12 protein-coding genes are annotated in these 16,937 nt (G+C 40.7%); 4 read left to right on the forward strand and 8 right to left on the reverse strand.

What is annotated here, in order from left to right; translation table 11 throughout:
• Positions 1-258 precede the first annotated feature (258 nt).
• Positions 259-1,254 carry a LacI family DNA-binding transcriptional regulator gene (locus EL144_RS08685; protein WP_005704164.1) on the reverse strand — a complete coding sequence of 332 codons (996 nt, stop codon included), beginning with the start codon at positions 1,252-1,254 and terminating at the stop codon, positions 259-261.
• 217 nt (positions 1,255-1,471) lie between these two features.
• Here EL144_RS08685 and EL144_RS08690 point away from each other — a divergent pair, with 217 nt between their 5' ends.
• Together EL144_RS08690 and EL144_RS08695 are read left to right on the forward strand one after the other, a co-directional pair.
• Positions 1,472-2,728, forward strand: coding sequence for an MFS transporter (locus EL144_RS08690; RefSeq protein WP_005704163.1), 1,257 nt, complete (start codon positions 1,472-1,474; stop codon positions 2,726-2,728).
• 18 nt (positions 2,729-2,746) lie between these two features.
• Positions 2,747-5,785, forward strand: a complete 3,039-nt coding sequence (locus EL144_RS08695) for a glycoside hydrolase family 2 TIM barrel-domain containing protein (RefSeq protein ID WP_005704162.1) — start codon at positions 2,747-2,749, stop codon at positions 5,783-5,785.
• Positions 5,786-6,024: 239 nt separating this feature from the next.
• On the opposite strand, the gene EL144_RS08700 is transcribed toward EL144_RS08695, so the two are convergent.
• The 7 genes from EL144_RS08700 to pntA all read right to left on the reverse strand — a co-directional run bounded on the left by EL144_RS08700 (position 6,025) and on the right by pntA (position 14,321).
• Positions 6,025-7,116, reverse strand: coding sequence for an extracellular solute-binding protein (locus tag EL144_RS08700; protein ID WP_005704161.1), 1,092 nt, complete (start codon positions 7,114-7,116; stop codon positions 6,025-6,027).
• Positions 7,117-7,135: 19 nt separating this feature from the next.
• On the reverse strand, positions 7,136-7,987 hold the full coding sequence (locus EL144_RS08705; protein WP_005704160.1) for an ABC transporter permease: 852 nt from the start codon (positions 7,985-7,987) through the stop codon (positions 7,136-7,138).
• Positions 7,984-8,853 (reverse strand): ABC transporter permease, encoded by an 870-nt coding sequence (locus EL144_RS08710; protein WP_005704159.1) that lies wholly within the window; start codon positions 8,851-8,853, stop codon positions 7,984-7,986. Before EL144_RS08710 ends, EL144_RS08705 begins: the two co-directional genes overlap by 4 nt.
• Entirely contained in the window at positions 8,850-9,920 is a 1,071-nt protein-coding gene (locus tag EL144_RS08715; RefSeq protein WP_005704157.1) for an ABC transporter ATP-binding protein, read from the reverse strand. The genes EL144_RS08710 and EL144_RS08715 overlap by 4 nt, the downstream gene beginning before the upstream one ends.
• Positions 9,921-10,127: 207 nt before the next feature.
• Positions 10,128-11,210, reverse strand: coding sequence for a selenide, water dikinase SelD (gene selD / locus EL144_RS08720; protein WP_080987870.1), 1,083 nt, complete (start codon positions 11,208-11,210; stop codon positions 10,128-10,130).
• Positions 11,211-11,353: 143 nt separating this feature from the next.
• Positions 11,354-12,778 carry a Re/Si-specific NAD(P)(+) transhydrogenase subunit beta gene (gene pntB / locus EL144_RS08725; protein ID WP_005704155.1) on the reverse strand — a complete coding sequence of 475 codons (1,425 nt, stop codon included), beginning with the start codon at positions 12,776-12,778 and terminating at the stop codon, positions 11,354-11,356.
• 10 nt (positions 12,779-12,788) lie between these two features.
• Positions 12,789-14,321, reverse strand: coding sequence for a Re/Si-specific NAD(P)(+) transhydrogenase subunit alpha (gene pntA / locus EL144_RS08730; RefSeq protein WP_005704154.1), 1,533 nt, complete (start codon positions 14,319-14,321; stop codon positions 12,789-12,791).
• Between the two features lie 379 nt (positions 14,322-14,700).
• On the opposite strand from pntA, the gene sfsA reads away from it, so the two are divergent.
• Both sfsA and tyrS read left to right on the forward strand, forming a co-directional pair.
• Complete coding sequence (sfsA, locus tag EL144_RS08735) at positions 14,701-15,423, forward strand: DNA/RNA nuclease SfsA (RefSeq protein WP_005704153.1); 723 nt, start codon at positions 14,701-14,703, stop codon at positions 15,421-15,423.
• A gap of 305 nt (positions 15,424-15,728) precedes the next feature.
• Complete coding sequence (gene tyrS, locus EL144_RS08740; RefSeq protein WP_032995236.1) at positions 15,729-16,916, forward strand: tyrosine--tRNA ligase; 1,188 nt, start codon at positions 15,729-15,731, stop codon at positions 16,914-16,916.
• Positions 16,917-16,937 lie beyond the last annotated feature (21 nt).

A 16,937-nucleotide genomic window follows, 5' to 3' on the forward strand; every position in this document is an offset into this window, starting at 1 on the left:
TTAGGTTTAGCACAACAACTACATCGCACCAAATAGTAAGAATTTATACCTGTGGCAAAATTTTCGCTGGAATGTTTGTGTTTTAGGAACCCAAACGATGGCTAATATCTTGAATTCTATTAAAACTGTTAAAGATACAAATAAATGCCGCTAGCCCTACCAAGATATTTTATCATCCACACAATATCAAAATAGAGAATGAAGCCATGTTGTATTTTTATAAAAATAGATAGCCCTGTCTTTTTGCTCTATGTAGGGTTAACAAGATTTCCCTATAATTAATGGGCATCTTAATAAATGCGTATCAGAATTTTCTCTATGCTCAATAAGATGTAACGCGGCTTGTTTACCCATCTCATAATGTGGCAGCTCAACGGTTGTTAAAGATGGAATAAATAAATACGACATACCGACTGTATTATCGTATCCCACAACCGCCACATCTTCAGGAATTCGAAAACCTTTACTCAATAGCAGTTGATAAGCAACGAAAGCAATTCGGTCATTACCACAAATCACGACATCAAACGGAAATTTTTCATTATTCTCTAAAATTTCCATTAAAGGCTTGGCACCTCTTTTATAATCTTCGCCATCTGTTTCCATAAAAAAAGATACGGGTTCACTCGCTTTTTCTTGTGAAAACCATGCTTTTTCAAACCCGGATTTACGTTTTTCTGTGGCGATATAATTATGTGGAATATGTAAAAAGAGCGGTCGTTGATAACCTTGCTCAATAATCAATTTAGTAAGTTCAAGCTGCCCTTGAAAATCATCGGGGATATAGCTTGCAACATGGATATCGTCCGTTACACAGTTCGCCAACACTATCGGGAAGTGTTGTAGTGCTTTCGGTACTTTGACTTTTTTTAAGCCATTTCGCGCAATAATAATCGCATTTGGGCGTTGCGCAATAAGAGCTTCTACGCTGTGTTTTAGTGATTCTTTTTCATTTTCTATGCAATTAATCACAAAAGAATGCCAACCAAACTGGCGCACCGTTTGCTCAATCCCTAATAATATTTCAACTGAAAAAGGGGTTGTGGCGGTTCCAAAAGATAACACACCGATGGTTTTGGCAGAGCTTCCTCGAATACTTTGCGCGGCAAGACTCGGTACATAATGTAATTCATCAATTGCTTTTTTGACTACTTCATAGGTTTTTTTTGATAACTTTTCCGGGTTGTTGAGTGCTCTTGATACCGTCATCAAAGAAACACCGGCTAATTGTGCCACGTCTTTTAAGGATGTCATTTTTTCTCGAATAATTGGTGAATTTATTGCGTATCATAAAATTTTTTGCGATTTTTGTTAACGTTAACTTTTATTTTGTGACACAGATCACAAAAAATAAATGTTAACATTAACATTTGTGACTTGCTTCACATTTTTATCATAAATGTGTTTACATTACAAATGATAACGTTAACATTTCGACTAATTTAATGTTAAATAGACACAGAGGTGTGAGATGAGTAATCAAACTTCATCTAAATCGCAATACTTAACCAATAGTAATTATTGGATTTTTAGTGCGTATTTTTTTGCTTTTTTCTTCATTATGGCGACCTGTCATCCTTTTTTAGGGATTTGGCTCGGTGATATTCACGGATTAAAAGGGGAGAAAATTGGCTACGTCTTTTCGTTCATTTCTCTTTTTGCTTTACTCTTTCAGCCTATTTTAGGATTTTTATCTGATAAATTAGGTATTCGAAAACATCTGCTTTGGCTACTTGCGATATTACTTCTTTTTTATGCACCATTCTTTATTTATGTTTTTGCTCCGTTATTGAAAACCAATTTATGGTTGGGGGTTATTGCCGGAGGTGCATATATGGGATTTGTGTTCCAAGCAGGCGCACCAGCATCAGAAGCCTATATTGAGCGTATCAGCCGTTTAGATGGGTTTGAATATGGCAGAACACGGCTATTCGGTATGTTAGGTTGGGCAATTTGTGCCTCTATTGCAGGCAATTTGTATAGTTCTCAACCGAATGCGGTTTTCTGGCTTGGCTCCGCCACTGCCGTTGTGTTATTGGTTCTGATTTTCCTTGCGAAAACGGATAGTAGTAATACGGCTCAAGTCGTGGATAAATTAGGTGTAAATAAAAGTCCAATTACACTAAAACAAGCCTTAAAGCTCTTTTCTCTACCTCGTTTCTGGGCACTATTGACCTATGTTGTTGGAGTGGCTTGTGTTTATGACATTTTTGACCAGCAATTCGGTAATTTCTTCAATACGTTTTTTGAATCTAAAGAACAAGGAATGAAATTCTTTGGTTATGTAACAACGGGAGGAGAGCTATTAAATGCAACAATTATGTTTTTCGTGCCTTTATTGATTAATCGTATTGGGGCGAAGAATGCGTTATTGATTGCAGGATCAATTATGAGTATTCGCATTATGGGCTCATCTTTTGCAACAGAAGCATGGCACGTGATTGTATTAAAAACATTACATATGTTTGAAGTGCCATTCTATTTGGTTGGAGTATTTAAGTATATTGCTGATGTTTTTGAAGTCCGTTTTTCTGCAACCATTTACTTAGTCTCTTGCCACTTTTCAAAGCAGATTGGTAATATGATTTTATCGCCTGCCGTAGGGACTTTATATGACATGTATGGTTTTCAATCTACCTATTTTATCTTAGGTTGTATTGCTCTTACATTTACATCAATTTCTGTATTTACTTTAGTAAATACCAAGAAATTAGTGAACAACGCTTAAAATTCGGAGGACAGGAAAATGTTATTAGCAAATTATTATCAAGATCCTACAATTACACGAATTCATGCATTACCGCATCATAGCTATTTTATTCCTTTTGCTAAAAAAGATAAGGTAGATCAATTTTCTAGAGAAAACTCTTCATTTTTCACATCATTAAATGGCGAATGGCAATTTGCTTATTATTCAAGTATGCAAGATTTGCCTGAAAAGATAAGCGAAATTCCGTTTGTAGAGCAAATCCACGTGCCTTCAAATTGGCAGAATCACGGATTTGATACCCATCAATATACCAATATTAATTATCCTTTTCCGTTTGATCCGCCTTTTATCCCGTTAGAGAACCCTTGCGGGGTATATCAAAAGCAAGTGCAACTGAATAAAAATCCGAAGAAACGTTATTTACTGAATTTTGAAGGGGTTGATTCTTGTCTTTATGTGTATGTAAATCACGAATTTGTAGGATATGGTTCGATTAGCCATAGTACCAATGAATTTGATATTACTGATTATCTTCATCATGGTGAAAATACGTTAACCGTCTTTGTTCTCAAATGGTGTGCGGGAAGTTATCTGGAAGATCAAGATAAATTCAGAATGTCGGGAATTTTTCGAGACGTCTATTTATTGGAAAGGGAACATAATTATCTGCAAGATTTACATATTAAAACGGTGCTTTCTGAAGATTTATCCGTAGGACAAATCTATCTCGACCTAAAATTCGCAAAATGTGCGGCTGACATTAGAGTGACATTGTTTGATACAACGGATCAAATTGTTCAGACAGAATGCAAAATTACAATGGATGAACAACGGACAAAAATCCACCTTGATAATATTCCTTTAACCAAATCACAACTGTGGAATGCGGAAAACCCTGCGCTTTATACCTTAGTATTCCACACGGAAGAAGAAACCATTACGCAAAAAGTGGGGTTCCGCAAGGTAGAAATTAAAAATGGCGTATTGCTGCTGAATCATCAGCCTATTAAGTTTAAAGGTGTAAACCGCCACGACAGTGATCCGAAAACCGGATATGCTATTTCAGTCGCTCAAGCGATGACTGATTTAACGTTAATGAAGCAACATAATATTAATGCCATTCGTACCGCACACTATCCAAATTCACCGTGGTTCAGTGAGCTTTGCGATCGCTATGGTTTTTATGTAATTAGTGAAAGTGATATTGAAAGTCATGGCGCATCATTCCAAGCTATTTCACAGCCGGAACCAAGTATCTTTTTGAATGTAGAAAACGCTAATGAAGAACAACGAATTCGCCAACAAATGATAGATAACTTTTGCTATTTTGCTCAAGAACCTTTGTATCAAACAGCATTATTAGAGCGAACTAAAGCCAATGTGGAACGCGACAAGAATCGCAGTTCGATTTTGATTTGGTCTTTAGGCAATGAATCGGGGTATGGCAAGAATTTTGAGTATTGCGCACAATGGGTAAAAGAACGGGATCCGGATCGTTTAGTGCATTATGAAAGTAGTATTTACCAACATTCAGCACATAAAAATAACACTGAGTATTTAGATTTATACAGTGAAATGTATTCTGATACAGAGGTGATTGATGCCTATTTTTCCGATGATTCACAAACGAAGAAACCATTCTTATTGTGCGAATATTCTCACGCGATGGGAAATTCAAATGGTGATATGGAAGACTATTTTCAAACATTTAATAAATATTCAGGAAGTTGTGGGGGATTTATTTGGGAATGGTGTGATCATGCGCCATTTATTACTCCAACAAAATTAGGATATGGCGGTGATTTTGGTGAAAAAATTCATGATGGAAATTTCTGTGTGGATGGCTTGGTTTCACCTGAACGTATTCCGCACAGTAATTTATTAGAAGTGAAAAATGTCAATCGGCCTGTACGAACAATCTTAAATAATGATCAGGTTGAAGTGCATAACTATTTTGACTTCACTAATTTAAAAGATAGTATTCAAATTAAATATGAATGGGTAAAAAATGGTCAGATAACCGAAACAGGAACATTAGCTGTTGATTGTGAACCTCATTGTTCTCAATTTTTACCAATTCAACTTCCTAAAGAGCGAGGCGGATTGTTATGGTTAAACCTATCTTATTGTTCTGCTAAACAGACGGATTTATTACAAGCTGAGCACTGTTTTGGTTTTGATCAAATTATCCTAAGTAAAGAATATACGCCTGCTATTACATTAGATAAAGCTCAGCAGCAACCGCTAGAAATCACTGAAACAAAAAGACAAATTATTATTCAAAATAGCCAATACTATTATGAATTTAATAAAGTCACAGGGGTAATTGAGAAAATCAAAGTCAATGGTAACGACATTATCTATAAGCCATTAGCTTGGAATATTTGGCGGGCTCCAACAGATAATGATCGCCTAATTCGTTCTCAATGGCAAAATGCCGGTTATGATCAAATGTATTCTAAAGTCTATGATATTTGCGCGCATCTGCAAGAAAATCGCGTTGTGGTGTCAGTGAAAAGTGCATTAGTAGCGAATGCAAAATCAAAAATCATGACATTAGAAACGCAGTATTTGTTATCTGCAAATGGTAAGTTAGATATCAAAACAGATGCAATTTTCCATGAGCATTTACCATTTTTACCGCGTTTTGGGTTACGTTTCTTCTTGGATAAACAGAAAACGCCTTTTACCTATTTAGGATATGGGGCAGGAGAAAGTTATATTGATAAGCATCACGCAAGTCAATTTGGAATTTATTCAACAACAGCAGAGCAAAACCATGTTAATTATCTTAAACCTCAGGAAAATGGTAGCCATTATGGGTGTTTTTACGTTAAAAATGATCTGATTAAGATTGAATCGGAACAGCCATTTAGTTTCAATTTATCACCTTATACCCAAGAAGAATTGACACAGAAAACGCATTCTTATGAATTGGTTCGCGCGGGGTATGATGTATTGTGTATCGATTATAAAATGAGTGGTATTGGTTCAAATTCTTGCGGGCCTAATTTGAAGTCAAAATATCGCCTAATAGAAAATAATATTAATTTTAATATAAGTATCCGGTTATAAAGAGACAATATATCAAATTAACTACAACAAAAACCGCCTTCAGTGAAGGCGGTTTTTCATTAGAGCGAGACAAAGTCTGGCTATAATGAAAAACCCTGTATTATCAGGGCTTTTCTATTTCATCATATTTCAAAGGCATTGTACGACTTCATAAATGTTACAATATCTGACCGCACTTTTTAGATTAAAGGCTCGCCTAAAAAACGCGAGCCAATATTTCATATCATATTTTCATCAACTTAACGCGAAATCACCTCTTTTGTGAAAGATTCCATCTCCGCTTTACGCCATGGCGTTGAGAAGAAAATAGTATCTTTCAAGCCTGATTGACTATCTAGTGGGCGTACACCAAATTCTTCACTTAATTTTTGCTGTACTTCAGGTGACGTAATCCAATGAACAAAAACAAGTGATGCTGCTGGGTTTGGCGCATTTTTCGCCACAGTCACTACATTACCGCCACCAGGCATACCAAATTTTGGTACATAGAATTTCAAGCGGTCAGTAATCGCACCTTGTTTTTGCAAACTGAATAAGTGATCTTGCCATGCGGAAACAATCACCAATTCACCGTCATTTAAGCGGGTTAAACTATCAGCATTGGAGGCTGTGCGGATTAACGCATCTTTTTTACTGCTAAACCAATCCCAAGTTTTCTTCCAACTGGCGATTTGGGCTTCATCAATTTTATCGGTGCGGTAGTCATAGTCGCCGTTGATATACACTAAAGCGCGCTGAATAAATGCATTACCGGAACTGCCTCCGTTCGGGTCGGAATAGGCGAATTTTTTCGGATTTTTATCAATGTAATTTTCCATATCGGCCCAAGACTGTGGCAACTCCTCTTCTTTAATCCGTAACGGGTCATATGCCAAACCCGTTTGGTTACCCCAATAACCTACCGCCACATCACCTAATTCTACCCCTTGCAAATGATGGTTCAGTTTATCGAAATTCGGTAAATTGTTGAGTTTGACGAGAATGTCATTTTTCGCCACGTTACCGAGTCTATCTGCATTCAGAACGATAACGTCCATTTTTCCGGTTTCCAAGTTTTTCTCGGCAATCAGTTTATTAATATTGCCGTCCAACGTGCCTTCCGGCACTTTGACTTTAATGCCGTATTGGCTTTCAAATGCTTTGACGAAATTACGAAATTGCGGCTGTAAATACCACACACTGACCGTGACCTTTCCCTCTTTTTTCGCCAGTTCTTCAATTTCAGCCCAAGATTTTCCGCTTAAATCCATCGCGGCTGAGGCAAGCGTGCTTACAGTCAATGCTGCAGCGGTAAGACCAATGGAAATGAGTTTACGAATATTTTTTTGCATAAGTTTCTCCTTTTTAAAATTATGCTTTTCCTGTGGATTGAGAGAGATAATTCCCTTTCAGTAATTTTTCGATAATCATCATTAAAATGATATTCGGCACCAACAAGATAATAGACACCACGGCCGCATTTGGGCGAATGAAAGAATAGCCGAGGAAGGAATATAAAATCGTTGGCACGGTGATGAAATCCGGTGAGCCGATAACGAAGGCGATAGCAAATTCTTCGATACTTTTCACCAAACAGAAAATAATCGATGCCAAAAAACTTGGTTTTAACATCGGCATATATACATCTTTGAATACAGTAAACTTAGATGCTCCCAAGTCACGACTGGCATCAATGAGGTCTTGTGGCACGGAAGAAAAACCCGCGGACAAAATCCGAATGGCGTAAGGTAAGGTAAGTACGACGTGGCCAATAACAATACCAATAAACGGATTATTAATATTTAAATCCAATAACATACGGCTGAAAAACAACGCGATAATCATGCCCGGAATAACCAAGGGAATTAGCGTTAATAATTCCGCTAATTTTTTGCCTCTAAATTCCATACGACCAAAGGCATAGGCCGTTGGCAGAGAAAGCAAAATGGTGATCAAAGAAACCGTGGGCGCGATGGTATAACTGTTAAACATAGCCTCCGGTAAAGACGTGGTTTCCCATACGATTTTCCAACGTTCAAAAGATAAGGATTGTGGGAAAATATCCGGATAACTCCAAGGTTTAGACGGATCCACCAATGACCATAAGCCTGCCATTAAAAATGGCAGAAACAACCAAATAAAATTGGCAAGAATAAAGAAGATTAAGGAAATACGTGCGATTAATCGACCATTTTTCGTTGTGATTTGTGCGGAACGACTCATTTTACTTCTCCACGTTTGACGGCTAATGGTTTAATCAGTAATGACACTAAAATGGTGAAAAAGGCAGAGGTTAGCATAATGGTTAATGCCATGACCGCACTTTGATTCCACTCTTCAAATTCATAGGCGGACATTTGCATTAAACGCGCTAAAGAATAAGTACTACGCGGACCGGCGATGCTATAAAAGGCAAAATCGCCCAGTGCGCCGATAAAGATCAAAATAAAAGAAACCTGCACCGCACCTAAGGTCAGCGGAAAGATCACATAACGAAAACGTTGCCAAGGGCTCGAACCTAAATTTGCAGCGGCATCTAATAAATCGGTTTTCAACGAATTGACCGCCCCACCAATAAGAATTAAAGCAAAAGGAATGTTTTTCCACATTTGTAAAATCACTACCCCCCAGCCAAATTCGTCATTTTGGAGGGTTTTCGGTTCGTCCCAAATGCCCAAATAAACGAATACTTCGTTAAGAATGCCGTGGTAAGAAATCATATTGACGAACAAAAAGGCGGCTACCAATCCCGGTACCAACATAGGTGCCCGCAAGATAGTGATGATCGTTACCTTGGCAGGCAATTTTTTACGCAACCACATGGCAATCGGATAAGCCACGATGATGGATAAAATCGCCCCTAATAAGGACACTTTTACGGAATAAATATACGAATTTTGAAATACGGGACTGTTTAATACCGCCTGCCAATATTCCAGGCTAAATTGGCTTTCCTCACCGCCCATGCTGTACAAACCGAGGCTTTGTGAAACCACAATATAGAATGTGGATCCCATTAAAAATAAGATCGTACCCAAGCCGCTACATAGCAAAAGCCATGCTTTCAGATCATTTTTCAGATTTTTCATTTTACGGACTCCAAAAATTTAATCGCGTGGCGAGGAATCGTAAAGGTGAGTTTATCGCTTAAACTTGGGCATTTCGTCAGTTGCAAACGTAATTTTTTCTCTTCATCATTACGTTTAATCACACCTTGCACTTCCGTAATATTGCCCATAAACGCAGTGTTGACAATATCCACGGCGATTTGATTTTCCACTTCCGTTTGGGCGCTTGGTAACAATTCAATGTCTTCCGGTCGGAAGCAAATATAAATTCGTTCCGATTCCGGCTTTTTCTCAGAAAACACGGTGAAATCACCAAAAATAGAACTGACCGCATACAGATTCTCACCGATATTTTTTACATTAGCTTCTGTGACATTCGCGATACCGATAAAATCAGCCACAAAGCGATTTTTCGGGTGATGATAAATATCTTGCGGAGAACCGATTTGCTCAATCGCCCCTTTATTTAGCACGATAATTTTATCGGACATGGTTAAGGCTTCCGCCTGATCGTGAGTCACATAAATACTGGTTAAATTATATTGCTTGGAAAGTTGCTTAATTTCAAAACGCACACTTTCGCGCAATTTAGCGTCTAAATTTGAAAGTGGCTCATCAAATAAAATTACATCCGGGCGGGTTACCATAGCACGAGCCAATGCAACACGTTGTTGTTGTCCCCCGGAAAGCTCGCTTGGTAATTTTAGTTTATGAAACTCTAAATCCATTTGTTTCAAGGCAAGGTTTAAACGCTGCTTTTGTTCTTCTATATCGATTGAACGTTGCTTTAAGCCATAACAAATATTGTGAGAGACATTGAGGTGAGGGAAAAGGGCATAAGATTGGAAGCACATGGCAGTATTACGTTTTTCCGGCGGAACATCATTGACATTTTTTCCGCCGATCAGAATTTCACCTTCATCCGGCACATGAAAGCCGGCAATGAGTTTCAACAACGAGGTTTTGCCACAGCCGCTTGGCCCCAATAAGGTGACAAACTCGCCTTCTTCGGCAGTAAAAGTAATATTATTCGCCGCGTAAAAATCACCAAATTTTTTTGTGATATTTTTAATTTCTAACTTTGCCATGTTGACATCCTTCCTGCTTGGCTTATTTGAATTTATTTATGTATTAAAAACTTACAGGAATGGGGTGTCAATTAAATAGGCAGGAGAATCTTGGAATCGTGATAGGGATCACATTATAAAAATGGCGATGTTGAGAAAGGAAAAAATAAAAGAGCGGTCATAAAATCTATCAAATTTTTTGACCGCTCTTTTATGAGAAAATTAACACTATTTCACCACAATAAATTCCGATGTTGCTTGTCTTTCGATTAATTTACCTACCGGAGAAAGCTCCACGCCGGCTTTTTGTGCAACGGTGAACACTTCGTTTTCCGCTTCCGGTTTGACGGCAATAAGCAAGCCACCGGAAGTTTGTGGGTCGCATAACACGGCTTTTTGTAGATCGGTTATCGCTGCGATTTTGTGTCCGTAGCTGTCGAAATTGCGGTTAGTGCCACCCGGAATGCAACCTTGAGCGATATAATCATACACGCCGTCTAAGGTTTTAACATTGGCGAAATCCACTTCGGCATTGAGGTTGGAACCTTCACAAATTTCGGCTAAATGCCCTAACAAGCCGAAACCGGTGACATCCGTCATCGCAGTGACGCCATCAATGTTTGAAAGCTGGCTTCCGAGTAAATTCATTTGGCACATCCATTTGGTCGCCAAACCTTTATGTTCTGCTTTTAATTTGCCTTGTTTTTCTGCCGTCGTTAATACGCCGATGCCCAATGGCTTGGTTAAATACAAGTTACAGCCTGCTTGTGCCGTTGCATTTCGTTTCACTTTTTCCGTGTCAATAATACCGGTGACCGCTAAGCCAAAAATCGGCTCGGGAGAATCAATGGAATGTCCGCCGGCAAGGGCAATACCCGCTTCCTGACAAGCAAATCGACCGCCTTCGATAATACGTTGCGCCACACCGGCAGGCAATTTGTTAATCGGGAAGCCAAACACCGCAATCGCCATAATCGGCTTGCCACCCATAGCAAAAATATCGCTCACGGCGTTGGTTGCCGCAATGCGCCCAAAATCAAAAGGATCGTCCACAATCGGCATGAAAAAGTCTGTGGTACTAATAATCGATGTACCATTGCCTAAATCATAAACTGCCGCGTCATCTTTGGTGTCATTACCCACCAACAAATTCGGATCAATAAACGGTGCCATTTCGGTATGCAAAATTTCCTCTAAAACCTTAGGCGATATTTTGCAACCTCAACCTGCACCATGACTATATTGGGTCAGTCGAATGTCATCCGTTACAACGCATTCGTCTTGCACGCCGTGCAAAGCCTGTTCTGTCATGTTTACTCCATTTTTATCAAAAACGGGGAAATTATAGCCTCATTACCCATGAGATTCATTATTTGAAATCAATTTATCACAAGAATAAAAAATGCGGCCAAAATTGACCGCACTTTGTTGTAATTTGTGAATTCAAACGCAAATTACAATGCTTTTAAGATGTCATCCACACGTTCTTTGGCGTCACCAAACAGCATTTGGGTGTTTTCTTTGAAGAAGAGCGGATTTTGCACGCCTGCGTAGCCGGTATTCATTGAGCGTTTGAATACCACCACGTTAGCCGCTTTCCACACTTCTAATACCGGCATGCCGGCGATTGGGCTATTCGGGTCATCCATAGCGGCCGGGTTCACGGTGTCGTTCGCACCGATAACCAAAACCGTGTCGGTGTCGGCGAAATCGTCGTTGATTTCATCCATTTCTAACACGATATCGTAAGGCACTTTCGCTTCCGCCAATAACACGTTCATGTGGCCCGGCAAACGTCCGGCAACTGGATGGATACCGAAACGCACGTTCACGCCACGTTCACGTAACTTTTGCGTGATTTCCGCCACCGGATATTGCGCTTGCGCCACCGCCATGCCGTACCCCGGGGTGATGATCACAGAGCTGGAATTTTTCAATAATTCCGCCACTTCTTCTGCAGTGGTTTCACGGTGTTCGCCTTGTTCCGTATCAGAAGACACTTGAACGTCATTACCAAAGCCACCAGCAATAACACTGATGAAAGAGCGGTTCATGGCTTTACACATGATGTAAGACAAGATCGCACCGGAAGAACCGACAAGCGCACCGGTCACGATTAACAAGTCATTGCTAAGCATGAAGCCTGCCGCCGCAGCCGCCCAACCGGAATATGAGTTCAACATGGAAACCACTACCGGCATGTCCGCACCACCGATAGATGCGACCAAGTGCCAACCGAAAGCAAGGGCAATTACCGTCATGAGCAATACCGGGAAGATATTGTCCGGATTATTTAAGAACGACACCATTAACAACGCAGAAACCACAAGCGCCGCTAAGTTTAATTTGTGGCGGTGTGGCAACATTAAGGCTTTAGAATTAATTTTTCCGCTTAATTTACCGAATGCCACTACAGATCCGGTGAATGTCACCGCACCAATGAAGATACCAAGGAACACTTCTACGTTATGCACGCTGGCAAGTGCGGCTTGTTCTGCAAGAAATTTCACCTGTTCCGCATCACTTAAACCACCCGGCATGGTTGGAATGTCGTGCAAGCCGTAGCTGTTATAACCTACCAATACGGCGGCCAAACCTACAAAGCTGTGCAAAATTGCCACCAATTCCGGCATTTCAGTCATTTCGACTTTTAATGCACGTTGAATACCGATAGCACCCCCAATCACCATAGCGATAATAATCCACAATGTACCCTCGGATTTCGGTCCGAAAATGGTGGCGACAAGGGCGATACCCATCCCGATAATACCGTACCAACAACCCGCTTTTGCAGTTTCATGTTTAGAAAGACCGGCTAAGCTCATAATAAAGAGCAACGCTGCCACAATATATGCAGCTTGTACAAAACCTTCTGACATCGTTTTCTCCTTAGCCTTTTCTAAACATAGAAAGCATACGTTGGGTGACACGGAAGCCACCGAAAATGTTGATACTTGCCACTAAAATGGCAATGAATGCCAACACGCTGATAAAAACCTTACCTTGTGAAATTTGCAATAATGCGCCCACGATGATAATCCCCGAGATCGCATTAGTTACCGCCATAAGTGGTGTGTGCAACGCGTGGCTGACGTTCCAAACTACGTAGTAACCCACCACACAAGCCAAGACGAATACGGTTAAGTGAGAAAGGAAAGCTGCCGGTGCAATAGATGTAAGCCACAAGAACAGGATACCAACCGCAGCCATGATGCCGTATTTCTTACGTGGATCTGTCGGTTTTTTATCTTCTTTTTTGACCGCACTTGCCGCTTTGGTTTGTTGCGGTTGGGCAGAAACCTGGATTGGCGGTGCCGGCCACGTGATTTCACCTTCACGAATCACGGTTACGCCGCGTAATACCACGTCTTCGAAATTGATGTCGATTTGACCATCTTTATTTTTACAAAGTAATTTCAATAAGTTGACAAGGTTGGTACCGTAAAGTTGGGAAGATTGCGTTGGTAAGCGGCTTGGTAAGTCGGTGTAACCAATGATTTTGACTTGATTGTCAGTGACCACCACTTCGCCTGCTTTGCTGAGTTCACAGTTACCGCCGGTCGCTGCCGCTAAATCGACAATTACACTACCCGGTTTCATGGATGCCACCATTTCTTTGGTAATCAAACGTGGCGCCGGTTTACCCGGAATTAACGCAGTAGTGATGATAATATCCACTTCTTTCGCTTGTTCGGCATAAAGAGCGAGAGCACGACGGTTGAACTCCTCGGACATCACTTTCGCATAACCGTCACCGCTACCGCCTTCTTCTTTGAAATCGATTTCAAGGAAGCTGGCGCCCATACTTTCTACTTGTTCTTTTACTTCCGGACGGGAGTCAAAGGCTCGTACAATGGCGCCAAGGCTGTTTGCCGCACCAATCGCCGCAAGACCTGCTACACCGGCACCAATCACCAATACTTTCGCCGGCGGCACTTTACCTGCCGCGGTAATTTGTCCGGTGAAGAAACTACCGAACTCATGCGCGGCTTCCACCACCGCACGATAACCAGCAATATTCGCCATAGAACTTAATGCATCTAAGGCTTGTGCACGAGAAATACGTGGCACGGCATCCATCGCCAGCACATTGATTTTCTTGGCTGATAATTTTTCCATTAATTGCGGATTTTGGGCCGGCCAAATAAAGCTGACCAAGGTTGCGCCTTCTTTAATTAAAGCGATTTCATCATCAGTCGGTGCGTTGACTTTAAAAATAATGTCCGCCTGCCAAACTTGTGTCGCATCGCCGATTTTCGCACCGACAGCCGCAAAGGCCTGATCTTCAAAACTGGCTTTGAAACCCGCATCATGTTCAACAATCACCTCAAAGCCAAGCTTCAAAATTTGCTGAACCGTCTTCGGTGTTGCCGCCACGCGACTTTCATTATCCAGTAGTTCTCTAGGTACACCAATTAACATAATGATTCCCTTTGATTGATTAAAACTTAGGTAAAAATTTACCCGCCCGAAATGACGCCTTTAAGCTGTCAAATTAGTCGTCACTCTACCATTGTTCCCTTAAAAATTGAAAAAATTTTTCGGCTTTTTATTTGATATGTGATCCCTATTGAAATTTGCGATAGCACATAAAACATAAAATATTAGAAATTCATCGCCCACTTTGCTATCTTGACGCGCGAATCTTTTACCGCCGTTTCATATTCGGCCGGTTAAAAAACACTGAAAAATGATGCGTCATCACTTCAGCGATGACTTTCCCTGCGGGACAGTTGGCATAGTCGACGTTTAAAATCCTTCGGATTTTGTCAACCGCACTTTGATGTATAAGGGCAATACAATGCAATTACCTCCTCTACAATCGGCTACCTTAATCCGTCGTTACAAACGCTTTTTAGCTGATGTGCAACTGCCTAACGGCGACATCACCACGCTACACTGTGCCAACACAGGCGCCATGATCGGCTGTGGTGCAGAAGACGACACGGTTTGGTATTCCACCTCCGACAGCACTACGCGTAAATATCCAAGCTCCTGGGAATTGACTCAATTAAAAAACGGCAACTTGGTTTGCATTAACACGCATCGCTCTAATCAGCTTACCTTCGACGCCTTACAGAAAAAACAAATCCTTGAACTTGCCATGTATGACGAGATTTATCCGGAAGTGAAATATGGAGAAGAAAACAGCCGCATTGATTTCCTTTTAAAAGGCAAAGAGCTGCCAGATTGCTATGTGGAAGTAAAATCCATCACTTATGTAGATAACGACAAAAAGCTCGGTATGTTTCCCGATGCCGTCACCACTCGCGGTCAAAAACACTTGCGCGAACTCATCGCCATGAAAAAAGCCGGTCATCGCGCTGTCATTTTCTTTTGCGGCTTACACGATGGCTTTGACCACTTCCAAATCGCCAAGCATATTGACCCAAAATATAACGAACTCTTTCTCCACGCGCTAAACGAAGGGGTTGACGCTTACGCCTACGCTGCCGAATTTGAAAAAATAGATAAAATTCCGACTGCACTTAACCTGACGAAGGTCGTACCATTGTATAAATAGCGGCTAACTTCATTGTATTTATATGTATAAATAAACATTGATGGATAGCAATTCTGCAAAAAATGAATTTTATTTATTTGAGAATAATTTTTATTAAAAGGTGTTGACATCAAATTTGAGAACCATTATCATTTTCAATACTAAAAACTATAGATAATCACTCCAACATTTTACGCCTCCTCCCCCACAAAGAGGCGTTTTTTTTTTGCCTGAAATTTGCTACTCCCCTTAAAAATAATTCAAATTTATCGAATAACCTCTATAATGTAGCCTTTACTACAGATTGAATAACATTAGGAAAATACATGACTGATATGAATACTGTTCTCGCGGAACTAAAGCGCGGTGTAGATGAAATTCTTTCCGAGCAGGATTTAATTGAAAAACTTAAAGAAAATCGTCCATTACGCGTGAAACTCGGCGCCGACCCTACCGCACCGGATATTCATTTAGGTCATACTGTTGTATTAAACAAATTACGTCAGTTCCAACAATTCGGTCATGAAGTGATTTTCTTAATCGGTGACTTCACCGGCATGGTCGGCGATCCGTCCGGTAAAAACACCACCCGTCCACCACTCAGTCGCGAAGACGTGTTACGCAACGCGGAAACCTATAAACAACAAATTTACAAAATTCTGGATCCGCAAAAAACCCGTATCGAATTCAACTCCGACTGGTTGGGTAAATTAGGTACGGAAGGCATGATTCGTTTAGCGAGCAACTACACTGTTGCCCGTATGTTAGAACGTGATGATTTCAAAAAACGTTTCTCTAACAACCAACCGATTGCCATTCATGAATTTATTTACCCGCTCTTGCAAGGCTACGATTCCGTTGCTTTGGAAGCCGATGTTGAGTTAGGCGGCACCGACCAAAAATTCAATTTATTGGTGGGGCGTGAATTACAAAAATCTGCCGGTCAAAAACCGCAAGTAGCCATTACTCTACCGTTATTGGTGGGCTTAGATGGCGAGAAAAAAATGTCTAAATCCCTTGGCAACTATATCGCTGTTACCGAAGCACCGGGCGAGATGTTCGGCAAAATCATGTCCATCTCCGATGACTTAATGTGGGACTGGTACAACTTACTTTCTTTCCGTCCATTAACTGAAATCGCCCAATTGAGAGAAGATGTGGTGAACGGCAAAAACCCACGTGATGTGAAGATTTTATTAGCCAAAGAAATCATCGCACGTTTCCATGATGAAGCGGCTGCCGATGCTGCCGAACAAGAATTTATCAACCGCTTCCAAAAAGGGGCTATGCCGGACGAGATGCCGGAATTTACTTTTGAAGGCGAAATCGGGCTTGCCAACTTATTAAAAGAAGCCGGTTTGGTTGCTTCCACTTCAGAGGCTAACCGCATGGTGCAGCAAGGCGGCGTGAAAATTGACGGCGAAAAAGTCGAAGACGCCAAACTCGTTATCACCGCCTCCACGGCGGTTTACCAAGTAGGTAAACGCAAGTTCGCCAAGGTAACGGTGAAATAAAGCAGCACAAAAATCGACCGC

The organism is Aggregatibacter aphrophilus ATCC 33389 (genome assembly GCF_900636915.1).
GTDB classification, from domain to species: domain Bacteria; phylum Pseudomonadota; class Gammaproteobacteria; order Enterobacterales; family Pasteurellaceae; genus Aggregatibacter; species Aggregatibacter aphrophilus.